The sequence below is a fragment of the Vibrio sp. TBV020 genome (genome assembly GCF_046056895.1).
Lineage (GTDB): Bacteria > Pseudomonadota > Gammaproteobacteria > Enterobacterales > Vibrionaceae > Vibrio.
The window spans coordinates 697,972-711,531 of record NZ_JBEEAQ010000001.1; the positions used below are offsets into that span (position 1 = coordinate 697,972).

Sequence of the window (13,560 nt, forward strand, 5' to 3'; positions counted from 1 at the left end):
CCTATTGATTCAGCCAAAGACGTATCAGTAATCCAGGCGGAGTCGTAATACCTGTAGTTACTGATTCGATTTGCCCATCTTTAACTATGAATATGGTTGGTGTGACAGAAATTCCCCACTGTCGAAACAGCTGAGATTGTTCGTCATTGATATTGGTAAATTGATAATCATGAGCTTGCTTAAACGCCTCAACACGTTCAATGGGGCCAGATGCGCCGGACACGGCAACCACGGGGAAGTATTGACTGACCCAATCAACTGTCGGACTGACAAATTTGCACACAGGGCACCACGTCGCCCAAAAGTAAACCACGACCGGAGAGTCGTAGCTCATTTCAACAACGTCGATAGGCTTTCCATTTGAATCAATGCCAATAAGCTCTGGAGCTCGCTCCATAGGCACACTTTGGCTGCGATAAACATCGACCGCTGTAGTGATTGCAATAGCTAAGATGAGGTATAAGGCAATCTCTTTTATCCAATAGCGCCATGACCTCTTCATTAACTTCCCTCCCCGCTCGCTATTTGCAGCGCTTTGGTGACCGTCTCAGAGTTCAGAATCACTGGCAGTGGAATACCTTCTGGCGCATTCGGGCCATAGACAATGTTAAAAGGGACGCCAAATCGTCCGTTAGCTCTCAAGTAATCCGTGACCGCACCATCTGGGTGTGTCCAATCTCCTTGAATTGCCACGACATTAGAATGTTGCAGTGCTGAGTATACAGGGTCTTGCAAGATGACACCTATCTTGTTTGCCTTACAAGTTACACACCAATCCGCCGTCACATTGACGAATACCGTCTTGCCTTGCTCAACAGAGTTTTCTATCGCTTCATTTGAAAGTTTCACCCATGGTAGATCGTCAGGCAAAGGCGTTGACCAATGATCAGCGGTCACACTCCCCAAAACCAAACCACCTGCAAATAGGCCAATTGATAGCACACCTGAAATCAAAAACGCTTTATCGCCATAAATTCGCTTAACACGTGCAAGCAGTACAATCAAAGCGCTGAGAACGATCGCTGCCACCCAAAACGGTGGAATATGATTAGAAAGCAGGTACACCAGCCACACACTTGTCAGTAACATCATGACACCAAACAAGAGTTTGACTTTGTTCATCCAAGCACCCGGTTTTGGTAAATAGGATGCAAGGCCTGGGAACAGTGCAATAGCTATCCATGGCAGTGCCATACCAATAGCGAGAGCGGTAAAGATGACAAACATTTCCAGGCTACTTGCTGCCAGAGCGAATGCAACTGCTGTACCTAAGAACGGCGCTGAACATGGCGTCGCTAATAAGGTAGCAAACATACCTTGAAGGTAATGGCCCGAGTAAGAGTTATCACCTTTAGATGCCATCCAAGTATTTGTGCTAGACGAGAGTCTTATTTCAAACAACCCTAACATATTGGCGCCAAATAACGCCGTAACTAGCACCATCATTGCGATAAACCAAGGGCTTTGGAATTGAATACCCCAACCTATTGCATTGCCTGACAACTTGAGTGCGAGCAGAAATCCAGCTAACAACCAGAAAGAGGTTAGAATACCTGCTGAAGACGCGAGGAATTGCAGACGAATCTTACGACGAGCCAAACCCTGAGTTGAAATAACGCTGCTTAGCTTCATCCCCAAAACAGGCAAAACACAAGGCATCACGTTTAAGATTAGGCCTCCGAGTAAAGCAAACCCAATCATTTCAATCAGACTAAGTTCAGGCGCTAAGGGAGAAATAACCCCCTTTGAGACATCTGCTGATTGCTCGGCGATAAAGTCTGTATCTTGAATCGTAATATTAACCTTCTGATCCGCCAGATCGATATCGCCTAACCAAGTCGACACATCAAAAATAGCGACCAGTTTGTCATTTGATGTCTTCAGGGAAGATAAGACGTAGCTATACTCACTGATTGCTTCATTACTGCTATCAACGATCACATTAGGACTTTCCCAACCTAAAGGTTTGGTGATGGTCACTTCAAGTTGATTCGTCGACTTGTCCCAAATAGCAGTTTGAGAAGAAATTAGTGGTGATGGTTTAGGTACAATACTGATGGCTTGAGCATGGATATACATCGCTTGCTCATCGATCGTTAACTCGTTAGGCACGAAATTTAAAGCGATCGGATAATCAGTCAGTACACAAATCGTTGTGCAGGAAGAGAGCGTTAACTTTGCGTCAATGACTACGGGTTTACTCATATCTTCGACGTGCAGCGTCATCGGAATAACCGTATCGCCCTTGTAACCCAATGTATGAATACCAAGTAGAGTGAATTGCTCAGGGTGAGGCCAATGCCAATCAACCTCAGTCAAATTAGACGATTTATCCCAATTAATGCTTGGAGCAACACCGCCCTCTCCTGGGCTACGCCAATAGGTCTTCCAATCTCCTGAGAGTTCGACCTCTAAAAAGCCTTCTACCGTTTTATCATTAGGATTGCTTTGCCCAGTAAGGACAAATCGAGTCTTCACCGGCGGATGTTGCGGGTTAGTCAACCAGCCAGTGTCTGTCTGCGCAATAGAAAAGACAGAGAACATCAACGTACTCGCCAAAAGAATTAAGCTTCTAGCAACACGAAGAATAGAAATAGATTGTTTATTCATGTGTGTATCCATTGTTTCCCCACAAACCTGAGGAATAAATAACAGGTGCGCGAACGCACTAACAAAAAAGTTAGTCGAAAGCGGGGTTATTCTCTAAATACACAAAAAGTTAAATGAAGCCGGTTATTGGGAGGAATGGGTTCGGTAAAGGCAGGGGCAACACTCGGAGTAAGGATGCGCCATACGACGATGACCAAAGCAATAACAAATACAGTGATAATCACGTGCTCTAAACTTGCTTTCGCGCTACTCAATAACTTTTCCGTTAGATCACACTGCTTGTTAAGTTCTTTTGGCTGAGATACATCAACGGAGTAATCGACTAAAGATGAATATTTGAATTCACAAACAGACTGCCATCCTGCATTTTGAGAAAGGCAGATAGCAAAGACCCATCCGATAAGAATCAGAGTAATATTCACCGATTTGTTCGTAGCAAAATGTTTGAGCAAAATTATCAGTAGCCAATTAATCAAGCCTGCGAATTATGACAAGCAGAAGAAAAGTTTTGTTAGTGCATTGTAAGAATTGCCTTACGCAATTCTCTTTTGCAAGAAAATCTTATCGATGTCAGCGGTCGGAAAGTTTGTATATCTCCCTACTTCTTTGAAGCCAAGTTTGGCATAAAAATCAGGGGCTTGAAAACTATACGTATCGAGGTAAACATCGGTTACGCCCAGTTGGACCGCTTCTTTTTCTAATCGTTCCATAAGAGTAGAACCAATACCTGAGTGGCGTTTTTTATCATCAACCCAAAGAAACTCAATAAACAGCGTACTAGTGAAGATCTCTCCAGTTAATCCCCCCACAAAATCCCCATCCTCATCTTCGATAAAACAGGCAATGCTGGTGACGTCTTCATCGGGAAAGTGCTTTAAGTTGAATGACTTGAGTCCGTTGTAGATAACGTCTTTGATATTCTTTGGCGGGTTAAGGATAAACTGCACGTTCATAACGATTTCCTTGTTTAAAACTAGCGGGCACAAAAAAGCCAGCTAACTGCTGGCTTTTTTAATCAAGGTTAGCTGAAAAATGAGCTTAACATCCAAATTGCTAACGCGACAAATATCAGCCCCATAAACTTATGCTGATAAGTTCGGAACTTGGCATTTTCTAGTAGAGGCTTACCTAATGTCCCCACAAGAGCCACTAGCATAAAGTTAAACAGCAAACCTAACACGTTAAGCAATAATCCCAACGCTAGCATCTGTTCTCCAGAGCTTGCAGTAATATTGCTAGAGACAAACTGAGGTAAAAACATGACGAAGAATACCAAAGCTTTCGGGTTCAGTAAGTTGCTAACTAGCGCACGCTGATAGAACGCAGCCGCCATTTTATTTCCAGAATCCAGTTCTGGCGCATCAGCTGCGTTTGCTCGAATACAATCCCAGCCCATTTTAAGCAGGTACGCACCGCCTAAAAGGTGCAGCATTTTTAATGCTAATGGGCTCATTGCAATAAGGGCAGATACACCTAAAGCAGCAAGGAGCGTCAGAATAATTCCAGACGTGGCGTTACCTAAGCTAGCAAACACACCCACTTTACGTCCGTAACTCATGCTTGAACTTGCTATGAGCAACATATCGGGACCAGGCAGCAACAAAAGTGCGACTACTGCTGTCAAATAAACAGGTAGCACAGAAAGATCGATCATTTCTAAAATTTCACAGGAACAGAAGGACGCGGGATTTTAGTCCAACAAAATAATAAAATCCATGACAAATGATAAGTTTATAAATCAAAAATAAGAGAAATAATCCACATGCATATTCAACAAATTTCTTTTGGTGAGAGCAATTTTGTACAAAAATGATTAGCCACTATAAGCTAGACTGATAATTCGAATGATTGGGCTCTATAGGCAAGGAAAGCACATGGCAAGAAGCAGTAAGGAATCAGCGAGTTTTCATCTGGCAGAAGAGCTAGGTGGACTTGAACTGTTGGATGCCAAATACACCAATCAGAATTTTTCCCGTCATAGCCATGAAGGCTACACCATTGGTGTCATTGAGAAAGGTGCTCAGCGTTTCTATCGAACTGGTGGTAATCATATTGCACCTCAAGACAGCATTATTCTCGTCAATGCTGATGAGGTCCACAATGGTCAAACTGCAACTGAAGGGGGCTGGGAATACAAAGCGATGTACCCAGTACCGGAACAGTTTCAAAAGCTAACCGAAGGATTGTCACCTGGGCTGTCTGTACCCTATTTCCCTGAGCCTGTGGTCCATGATCCTGAGCTTGCTCAGCAGCTCAGACTTGTCTTTGATACTCTCGCGCAATCAGACAACAAGTTACTTCGAGAAACGTTAATCTATGGGACATTGGTTAAGCTTGTATCTAGGCACAGTAAAACTAAGTTCGATTGGGAACCGAGAAACCATGGCCAAAGACAGCTTTTACTCGTTAAAGAGTTCCTAGATGACTTTCCCCAAGCTGACATCAGTTTAGAAGATCTCTCGAAACTAGCAGGCCTTAGCCCATATTACCTAACACGAAGCTTCCAAAAGACATTTGGGTTGCCTCCACACGCCTATCAGATCCAAGCTAGATTAAGAGTGGCTAAACAACTTTTAAGAAAAGGGATGAGTATTTCGGACGTAGCTCAAGAAACGGGCTTTCACGATCAAAGCCACTTCCATAGGCACTTCAAACGCGCTTTGGGGGTGACTCCTAAACAATTCGTCGGAACGAGCTAACTAGGCACAGCAATATTATACAAGCGAACATGATTAGCTATATGTCTAAATAAAGCCATCACTCACCAAGCTTTCGTAACTTAATAATGAATACCATGACGATAGATACCGAATCAGAACACGATCGAGCACAACTCCTATGGCAAGGAGCAATAGCAATGATTCCACTCAGTGTCGCTGTGATTCCATGGGGCCTGTTGGCGGGTTCTTTTGCTATTGAATCTGGCTTAACGATCCTTGAAAGCCAAGCCTTATCCGCGATCTTGTTCGCAGGTTCAGCACAGTTAGTTGCGACAGGAATGTTTAAAGTGGGAGCCTCATTGATCACAATGCTGATCGCTATCCTCTTTATCACTTCTCGCCATCTGTTATATAGCGTGTCAATGCGGGATAAGATCTCACCACTGCCTCTAAAATGGCGATTAGCACTAGGATTCCTACTTACTGATGAACTGTTCGCCATATGTGGCCAGCAATCAGAAAAACAGTTTAATCGTTGGTATGCGCTAGGAGCCGGGCTCAGCTTCTATCTATGTTGGAATTTGGCCACCTTGGCAGGCATCATTGCAGGAAGTTATATCCCCTCTTTAAATGAGCTGGGACTTGAGTTCGCTGTCGCTGCAACTTTTATCGCGATTGTCGTCCCTAATGTTAAGTCTTCTCCGGTACTCGTGTCTGTTATCGTTTCCTTGGTGACATCCGTTTACTGTTACATGCAAGGCATCGAGTCAGGTTTGATGATTGCGAGTATTGCCGGAATGTTTGCAGGTTACTTTGCTGACTCAGCAAAAGGAGGCAACCAATGATCATGCTCTCTATATTGGCCATGACCGTACTGGTTTTTGTCAGCCGTTACCTGTTCTTAGAGCCAAAACTACCCTTAAGGTTGAATCCAGCTACGCAAAAGTTGTTAAGTTACTCTAGCCCAGCAGTGCTGACCGCGATTTGGGCACCGATAGTATTCGTGCCGGAAAAAGAGTTATGGCTAGCGCCTAGCAACCCTTACCTGATTGCTGCAATCATTGCTGCTTTTCTGGCTTGGAAGACAAAAAATGTGTTACTAACAACCATCGTAAGTATGGTTATTTTCCTAGTCTTGAAACTGTTTTAACCAAATAGAGCCGCTACTAGAAAAAGCACAACAGCCATCACTACGATACATTTAACGAGTGAACCTAGGTTAGTAGTGCCACCTTTCGGCGCTTTATTGCAACAAACCATAGCAACCTCTTTGGACTATCAAAACCATTAGCATAGAGGTTGCCCTTGGGTAAGGGTAAAGGCTTACTTCGCGACCCACTCAATTTCAATAAGCGTGCTGTCGCCCTGTTTAAGCCTCGCTAAAAAGACATCATCGGCATGCACTTCACCCACACCTTGGGGTGTCCCTGTCATAATGATGTCGCCATCGCACAGTGTTGTGTATGTTTTTAGCTCTTTAAGAATCGTTTCAGGTGGGTACATCATTTGTTGAACTGAGCCTTTTTGCACTCGAACACAGTTTATGAAAAGTTCGATTTCTAGCTTTTCAATATCAAGTCCATCAAGGGGAATAAACCGGCTGAAAACCGCAGAACCATCAAACGCTTTTGCTCGTTCCCATGGCAGACCTTTAGTTTTCAACTGAGACTGCAATTCTCTTTTGGTTAGGTCGAGCCCTAAACCAACGGCCGATAGTTCACCAGCTTTAACAATAAAACAGATCTCACCTTCATAATGTAAACGCTCTTGATGAAAAGAGTTTAACTGAGCAGAAATAGAGGTAGAGGGTTTTGAAAAGACGACCATCTGATCAGGAATGGCATTATTCAGTTCTTGGATATGCTCTAGGTAGTTACGACCAATACACAATACTTTTGTTGGCGTAATCTGTGTATCTCCAAGTTTTACCGAATTCATTGCCCCATCCTTTTGGTCATTGAGAAAGTGACCATATTCTAAGCGAACTCAATGTTGAGGTGTTGATTTAGCGCTCAAAACTAAGAGCTATGCCAATAATATTAATGATTTACTCAACTGGCGACATACCTTTCTTTTAAAATAGAAAAACGCCTATTCAAGCGTGAATAGGCGCTAACACGATCATTGTGTTAAGGCAGTAGATTCTTTTTAGAAGAAGTATCGAGCACCGAACGTCCACTTATCGTCGTCTGTTGAGATGTCATCTCCCAAATCAAACTGGTATCCCGCAAAACCTACGAGCTTAGGAGTGAAGCTGTATTCTGCTTGAATCGCGCTTTCACTCTTATAAGTACGTTCTGGTGATGCTGCAAGTAACTTACCATCAACGCCTTCGTAGTTGACGCTAAGAGTCAAACCATTGCCTAGACCGTAAGCTAACAGAGCCTCATACTGTTCGGATTCATGTAACGTTGAGTATACCGCCCCAATTTTTTGTGAGTAGAAGTTGTCATTGTCTGCATAAACTAACGCAGCATAGATTCCATCACCATAGCTACCATACTTCAATGAAACCGCATTTGATTCAGCATCCGTATTATCAACATCACCGCCGTTGTAAACATAACCTAGCGAAGCGCCCATGAATGAGAAAGACACTGCAATTTGCCCGCGAGCATCATACTCACCGGCAAAATCTCCAGTTTCAGTATGTTTACCTTGCCAACCTAGGCCAAAATCTAACGACATATCGTCGCCAAACATAAAGCCTTTGCGATAAGTCACCATCTTGTCACCACGACCTGTCGCTAAATTGCCATGGTTGGAGTAGAGAAAGTCATTGGCAAAGGCAATTGGCATATCAGCCACGCCTGCGATGTCATAGTATGGCGCCCATTGCGTACCAAGTGCGAGTCGACCGGCTTGATCATGGGTAACACCGATGTAACCTAGACGAGTCGTGAAAGAAGTGTCACCACCATCGAGATAATCTAACGCCCATTCACCTTTTGCATCAACGGTAAAACCATTCCCCACATCTTGGGTACCGCCAATATTAATACGAGGAGAAACTTGGTGTACTTCGACTTCATCACTAGACCCATACTCGCCGAGACCGACATCGACATAGCCACCAAGAGAAATTGTTGAGCCTTCGCTATTGTAAATTTCTGCTGCGAAAGCGTTTGTACCACATGCTGTTGCCGCGATTGCTGCGGCTAATAATTTAATTTTCATTTTGTAACGTCCGTATTTGGTTTAACCAATGTTCGAATTAGCCGTGAAGAACTAAAAACTGCACGAACAACTAAAAAGCTAGTACGGAAAATGAAAAAATGAAGTGCAACCAATCACCTATAGGCGATATTTTTCAGTTTTATTGCAATTACGATAATTATCAAAAGAAACTAAGTATATAAATTATCTATTGTTTTTCCTTAGTGAATTCATTGAAAAAACATAAGTGACAGGGGTCACATTTTTATTAATTAAATTGAACTTCATTGAATAAAGACGAAAAAGCCCTCGCATCGACGAGGGCTTGAGCATTCATTTTTCTTGGTAAAAGTACGTTATTTCTTATTCACTGCCTTAATAAAGGTTTCTTGTGCGCCTTCAATATTTAGCGCTTTTGCTTCATCAAGCAGGCTTAATGCTTTATCTAGGTTATTCGATTCAACTGCTTTCTGAATTGCCGTCAAATAATAGTTTTGAGTTTCAGGAATAACTTTTAATGTTTTACTCGGCTCTTGCACAACAAGGGTGTTTTTTTGTGGCTCAGCCATGATTAATCCAGATGAAGAAACTTCAAGATCAACTGTCCCTTCCATACTATGCGGCACAGGAATATCTTTCACTTCCGGTAAGTAGTTACCTCTTGCCTCAGCATCTAACCTAGCAGGGTGAATCACTTCCGTATAACCGCCAAGTTCAGAACGATCAGAGTAGATTACCACCACAATATTCTTCGTCGCTTGCATTGGCGTGAGTTCAAACTCAGCCTCTAAACGGTTACCCCAATGTAATCGAGGTTTCTTGTATTCAAACGAATCCGATTTGATCAGTGCTAGCTCAACGCCATTTTCATCGAAAATTTTTGCATAAGGCACAAAGACTTTATCTGTAATCTGACTCACTAATGTTAAATCCAGAGTACCTTGGTTCGCGGGCACTCTGAACGCTGCGACTGGGCTATCAATACCCGCGTATTGAAGGAGCTGTGAGTACTGATTGATTTCTATTTTAGTCGAACTTGGGAGCTCTACATCAAGCGTTTTCAGAGCAGAAAATGTTGATGCTGGAGCAACAACATCAGCAGACGTTGGTTGTACAAAGTCAGCGGATTGACAACCAGCTAACATCACACAACCACTTAACAATAAGGTACGAAAACTCATAGGATTTCCTTTATTAGTATTTTTCTAATGACTCTAATGAGAAAGTGATTAGAAAAATAGCCGACCTAAGCCGGCTATTTCAATAGGACAGTTAATTTAGTCAGTTAAGGTGTGATTACCACCAAGCTTCGAACTGCGCACCAACACTGAATTCAGAATCGTTACCTGAATCGAACTCACCTTCGTGATCATTGAAGTAAGAAGCGTATAGGCGGATTTCAGGACGAGCCCAGAAGCTAGAGCCTGCACCCCAAGCTTGTGCAACTGTGAACTTAGAACCAGCGCTATCTACGTTGTCTTTTTCTTCAGTAAAGTAACCTGCTTCAAAGATAGTCTTCATGTTGTTGTCCCACTTGTATGTTGGACGTACAACAACGTTAGCTAGAGTATGGTCAAACTTCTTACCTGCAACTACTGTGTCACCAGTGTATGCACCAGTTGTTTTATCGTAGTTGTTCTTGTAAGAAGCAGCTGTACCAACATCAGACGCTGATGCGTACATGATTTGGTGACCAACTTCCCAGCTTTCACCTAGACCAACCACACCCCAGTTAAGAATACGGAAACCATCTGCACCATTGTTAGCATCTGTAGAGCGGTCGTAGTTGTTACCACCACCTAGACCTGGCATTTGTGCAGCATAAGAGTTACTACCGTACTGGAATACAGTTTGGTTGAAGCCGTTATCTAGACCTTGGTGAACGATTGCACTTAATAACATACCGTCATCAGCAACTGCAGTTTGGCCTTTAGTTTCATGAGCGAAGTTATAAGCACCAGCTAGCTCTAGGTTAGCGTTTTCCCAAAGGTTAATGCCTGAGTAACGAATATCTGCAATGTAAGCTTGAACGTCTGAAGAATCGTAACCAGTTTGAGCCCAAACTTGATTAGGATCCGTTGCGCCAGTCGCTTTGTTGTTTGCAGCGATGTAACCGTAAGTAGCATCACCTTGCTGAGAACCTTCATCAGTAATTAACGCTGTAGAAAGCTTACCGTTGCCAAGGCTTAGGTTTTCAACACCAACACCAGCACCGCTAGAAGTATTTAAGTAGTAGAAGTCGGTAATATGGACATCACGACGTTGGTAGTAACGCTTACCAACCCACATGGTCGCATCTTTGTCTGACTTGATTAGACCTTTGGCCTGAACATTGATTACACGAAGTGCACTTGGACTTTCTTCCCAATCATTGTCACCGTCAACCGCGTGTGCAATTAGAGAATCAAGGTAAAAGCTAACGCCATCTTGGTTGTATAGCTCTTGACCTAAACCGACTTCGAAGAAAGTATCGTTCTCGTTACCAAGACGACCTACTTTGCTTTTCTCGTAGCCAAGGTTTTCACCCGCATCGCCGCTTAGACCAATACCAGAACGAACATAACCGTAGAAATCAACAGCGAGTACTGGACCAGCAGCCAGAGTCGCCGCCACTGCAGCAGCAATTACACTTACTTTTTTCATTATTAACTCCATTTAGAGATTATTATTCTTTTGCTCTCTCTTAGATCATTCTGTAAAGGCAGAAACAGAGTTCGAAAAAGAGAGGTAAGACAGGACATGGGCTTAAGGGCTTAGTCCCCGTTTGTTTCAACTGCAGCAAGATTAACTGGGGAGTAGAAAGCTTGAATCCTCCAGATGAGAAATATTTAGGGGGGATGAGAAAGGAGTAGAAATTATACAGAACGATATTTATAAGTGTTAAATCACAATAATAAGGAGGAGTTTTAGGCTTAGAGGAAAAATACTTAGAACAAAATGCCAAGCAGCTCACTATTTATATAAAACTCATCATATTAGTGAAATAAAATTACAATTATTCTTTTTGTGAATGGCGCTTGACCTACTGAGAGCAAACCTATTAACTAAAGCTATAGCAATAAATTAATTTAGTAAGTCATAATGATACAGTGTTCTCGTCCATACCCTTTGGGTGCAACACCAGATAGTCAAGGGTGCAACTTTTCCATATTTGCACCAAAAGCAAAACATATCCAATTAGCGCTTTTCGACGACAATGGTGAATTTGAAACATATCCGTTAGAAGGTGAATATGCTGGTGTTCGGTTTACCTTCCTACCTAATATCAAAGCCGGCCAAAAATACGGCTACATCGTCAAAAGCGACGGTAAGCCACATCTAATTTCTGACCCTTATGCCAAAGCGATCGAAAAGCCTCTTCACTACCAGCTCCCTTTTGATAATGAAACCAGTTTTACGCTAGCGAAGTGTGTAGTAGTAGATGACAACTTTGACTGGCAGGGTATAGAAAAACCAAATCGACCACGTGAAGAAATGGTTCTGTTTGAAACCCACGTTAAAGGTATTTCTAAGCTCAACCCTGAACTACCGAAACATGAACAAGGTCGTTACCTCGGGCTTGTCAGCCCTGCAATGCTCGAGTTCTACAAGCAACAGAACATCAACACACTGCAGCTATTGCCTGTTGCAGCATGTATGCATGAACCTCACTTGCTTAAAATGGACAAGGTAAACTACTGGGGATACAACCCTTACCTATTCATGGTGCCTGATCCTAGATACGCTGATCAAGACGCCGTTACAGAGCTCAAAACCGCCATTCGTGAACTGCATCGCCATGGTATTGAAGTTATCTTCGACGTTGTCTACAACCATACCGCTGAAGGTGGCGCTGACGGCCCGGTATTTAACCTAAAAGCTCTCGATAAGCGCTACTACATCAAACATGGTGAACATTACGCGAACTATACTGGGTGCGGTAATACCGTTGATCTTTCTTACCAGCCTTCATTAAACCTCGTGATGGATACTCTGCGCTACTGGGTAAACGAATACAAAGTTGACGGTTTTCGCTTTGACTTAGCAGCGACCTTAGGCAGACATGGTGAGCACTTTAGTCCTGAATCGGCTTTTTTTAAGTCTGTTGCCCAAGATCCTGTGCTTCGCGAAGTAAAGTTAATTGCAGAGCCATGGGACATTGGCCCTAACGGTTATCAAGTCGGTAATTTCCCATTTGGTTGGAACGAATGTAATGACCGCCTTAGAGACATTACTCGTAGCTTCTGGCGCGGTGATCAAGGCTTCTTAAAAGAATTTGCCACCCGTATCATGGGCTCTCGCGACCTGTACAGCGCTGCCAATTGGCCTTACAAACTCACGGTCAATTACATTACTTATCATGATGGCTTTTGTATGCAAGACTTAGTGTCTTACAAACATAAGCATAACGAAGCAAACGGTGAACAAAACCGAGACGGTCACGGCGATAATCGCTCCGACAACTACGGGGTTGAAGGCGAAACAGAAAACTCAACCATATTGGCGAAGCGAGAAAAGCGAAAGCGTAACTTTATGGCTAGCCTGCTATTCGCATTTGGTATTCCACATATCCTCACTGCTGACGTACTTTCACATAGCCAAAAAGGTAACAACAACGCCTACTGCCAAGACAATGAGCTTAGCTGGTTAAATTGGGACAGCTCAGAGTCCAAACAAGACTTTAAACAATGGCTAGCTGAAATGGTCAAAGCACGCCAAGAGTTTATGGTTCCTTTCATTCGAGCTTTCAGTGGTGAAAAACGCAATTCAAACCGAATTTATTGGCGTCGTCTGGATGGCAGCTTTATGGAACATGATGATTGGAATCGTTTGAGCTCTGTTGCATTGCATTTAGGAATTGGTAAAGACGGCGACGAGCTGTTTTATTGTATCAACCAAACTAATGCACCCGCTCGTTTCACTCTCCCAGACTCACAAAGCAAAGAGTGGACAATGATCTGTAACACCGATGGTCATGAGCTCCATCAAACCATCGACAACAAGCAAGTTCTTGTTGCTCCAGCCTCTTTAACTATCTTTTCTGCCAAAGATTAACTTCACATAATTGAGCGATATGGTGATGTATCGCTCAATTTATGAATAAATAAAGATCATTACCTAGATTAATATGCATTGATGTGCTTGTAAGTTCCGT

The 13,560-nt window shown here is 43.0% G+C and carries 13 protein-coding genes; 4 read left to right on the top strand and 9 right to left on the bottom strand.

Annotation, left to right across the window (positions count from 1 at the left end; genetic code table 11):
• Position 1 precedes the first annotated feature (1 nt).
• The 5 genes from AAFX28_RS02910 to AAFX28_RS02930 form a co-directional block, all read right to left on the bottom strand.
• A complete protein-coding gene (locus AAFX28_RS02910; protein ID WP_408685461.1) occupies positions 2 to 502 on the bottom strand; it encodes a protein disulfide oxidoreductase in 501 nt (166 codons plus the stop codon).
• Positions 502 to 2,610, bottom strand: coding sequence for a protein-disulfide reductase DsbD family protein (locus AAFX28_RS02915; RefSeq protein WP_408685462.1), 2,109 nt, complete (start codon positions 2,608 to 2,610; stop codon positions 502 to 504). Before AAFX28_RS02915 ends, AAFX28_RS02910 begins: the two co-directional genes overlap by 1 nt.
• Positions 2,611 to 2,696: 86 nt before the next feature.
• Complete coding sequence (locus AAFX28_RS02920; protein ID WP_408685463.1) at positions 2,697 to 3,032, bottom strand: hypothetical protein; 336 nt, start codon at positions 3,030 to 3,032, stop codon at positions 2,697 to 2,699.
• A 111-nt stretch (positions 3,033 to 3,143) separates the two neighbouring features.
• Positions 3,144 to 3,563 (bottom strand): GNAT family N-acetyltransferase, encoded by a 420-nt coding sequence (locus tag AAFX28_RS02925; protein ID WP_408685465.1) that lies wholly within the window; start codon positions 3,561 to 3,563, stop codon positions 3,144 to 3,146.
• 68 nt (positions 3,564 to 3,631) lie between these two features.
• Positions 3,632 to 4,264: a LysE family translocator gene (locus AAFX28_RS02930; RefSeq protein ID WP_408685467.1), complete on the bottom strand. Its 633-nt coding sequence runs from the start codon at positions 4,262 to 4,264 to the stop codon at positions 3,632 to 3,634.
• Positions 4,265 to 4,484: 220 nt separating this feature from the next.
• On the opposite strand from AAFX28_RS02930, the gene AAFX28_RS02935 reads away from it, so the two are divergent.
• The 3 genes from AAFX28_RS02935 (at position 4,485) to AAFX28_RS02945 (ending at position 6,420) form a co-directional block, all read left to right on the top strand.
• The gene (locus AAFX28_RS02935; protein WP_408685469.1) at positions 4,485 to 5,309 is read left to right on the top strand and encodes an AraC family transcriptional regulator; all 825 of its coding nucleotides are present in this window, start codon (positions 4,485 to 4,487) and stop codon (positions 5,307 to 5,309) included.
• Between the two features lie 86 nt (positions 5,310 to 5,395).
• The gene (locus tag AAFX28_RS02940; protein WP_408685471.1) at positions 5,396 to 6,115 is read left to right on the top strand and encodes an AzlC family ABC transporter permease; all 720 of its coding nucleotides are present in this window, start codon (positions 5,396 to 5,398) and stop codon (positions 6,113 to 6,115) included.
• On the top strand, positions 6,112 to 6,420 hold the full coding sequence (locus AAFX28_RS02945) for an AzlD domain-containing protein (protein ID WP_408685472.1): 309 nt from the start codon (positions 6,112 to 6,114) through the stop codon (positions 6,418 to 6,420). The genes AAFX28_RS02940 and AAFX28_RS02945 overlap by 4 nt, the downstream gene beginning before the upstream one ends.
• A gap of 173 nt (positions 6,421 to 6,593) precedes the next feature.
• Here the strand turns inward: AAFX28_RS02945 and AAFX28_RS02950 are convergent, their stop codons facing one another.
• The 4 genes from AAFX28_RS02950 to lamB form a co-directional block, all read right to left on the bottom strand.
• The gene (locus tag AAFX28_RS02950) at positions 6,594 to 7,208 is read right to left on the bottom strand and encodes a fumarylacetoacetate hydrolase family protein (RefSeq protein WP_408685474.1); all 615 of its coding nucleotides are present in this window, start codon (positions 7,206 to 7,208) and stop codon (positions 6,594 to 6,596) included.
• Positions 7,209 to 7,418: 210 nt separating this feature from the next.
• On the bottom strand, positions 7,419 to 8,447 hold the full coding sequence (locus AAFX28_RS02955; RefSeq protein ID WP_408685476.1) for a porin: 1,029 nt from the start codon (positions 8,445 to 8,447) through the stop codon (positions 7,419 to 7,421).
• Positions 8,448 to 8,782: 335 nt separating this feature from the next.
• Complete coding sequence (locus tag AAFX28_RS02960; RefSeq protein WP_408685477.1) at positions 8,783 to 9,607, bottom strand: MalM family protein; 825 nt, start codon at positions 9,605 to 9,607, stop codon at positions 8,783 to 8,785.
• Between the two features lie 115 nt (positions 9,608 to 9,722).
• Positions 9,723 to 11,069, bottom strand: a complete 1,347-nt coding sequence (gene lamB, locus AAFX28_RS02965) for a maltoporin LamB (protein ID WP_408685479.1) — start codon at positions 11,067 to 11,069, stop codon at positions 9,723 to 9,725.
• 438 nt (positions 11,070 to 11,507) lie between these two features.
• Here lamB and glgX point away from each other — a divergent pair, with 438 nt between their 5' ends.
• On the top strand, positions 11,508 to 13,460 hold the full coding sequence (glgX, locus tag AAFX28_RS02970; protein ID WP_408685481.1) for a glycogen debranching protein GlgX: 1,953 nt from the start codon (positions 11,508 to 11,510) through the stop codon (positions 13,458 to 13,460).
• The last annotated feature ends 100 nt before the right edge of the window (positions 13,461 to 13,560 follow it).

What these genes read in the sequence shown, in the direction of transcription:
- AAFX28_RS02910 (WP_408685461.1), bottom strand. Translation starts at nt 502, where the DNA reads ATGAAGAGGTCATGGCGCTATTGGATAAAAGAGATTGCCTTATACCTC.
- AAFX28_RS02915 (WP_408685462.1), bottom strand. Translation starts at nt 2,610, where the DNA reads ATGAATAAACAATCTATTTCTATTCTTCGTGTTGCTAGAAGCTTAATT.
- AAFX28_RS02925 (WP_408685465.1), bottom strand. Translation starts at nt 3,563, where the DNA reads ATGAACGTGCAGTTTATCCTTAACCCGCCAAAGAATATCAAAGACGTT.
- AAFX28_RS02930 (WP_408685467.1), bottom strand. Translation starts at nt 4,264, where the DNA reads ATGATCGATCTTTCTGTGCTACCTGTTTATTTGACAGCAGTAGTCGCA.
- AAFX28_RS02935 (WP_408685469.1), top strand. Translation starts at nt 4,485, where the DNA reads ATGGCAAGAAGCAGTAAGGAATCAGCGAGTTTTCATCTGGCAGAAGAG.
- AAFX28_RS02940 (WP_408685471.1), top strand. Translation starts at nt 5,396, where the DNA reads ATGAATACCATGACGATAGATACCGAATCAGAACACGATCGAGCACAA.
- AAFX28_RS02945 (WP_408685472.1), top strand. Translation starts at nt 6,112, where the DNA reads ATGATCATGCTCTCTATATTGGCCATGACCGTACTGGTTTTTGTCAGC.
- AAFX28_RS02950 (WP_408685474.1), bottom strand. Translation starts at nt 7,208, where the DNA reads ATGAATTCGGTAAAACTTGGAGATACACAGATTACGCCAACAAAAGTA.
- AAFX28_RS02955 (WP_408685476.1), bottom strand. Translation starts at nt 8,447, where the DNA reads ATGAAAATTAAATTATTAGCCGCAGCAATCGCGGCAACAGCATGTGGT.
- AAFX28_RS02960 (WP_408685477.1), bottom strand. Translation starts at nt 9,607, where the DNA reads ATGAGTTTTCGTACCTTATTGTTAAGTGGTTGTGTGATGTTAGCTGGT.
- lamB (WP_408685479.1), bottom strand. Translation starts at nt 11,069, where the DNA reads ATGAAAAAAGTAAGTGTAATTGCTGCTGCAGTGGCGGCGACTCTGGCT.
- glgX (WP_408685481.1), top strand. Translation starts at nt 11,508, where the DNA reads ATGATACAGTGTTCTCGTCCATACCCTTTGGGTGCAACACCAGATAGT.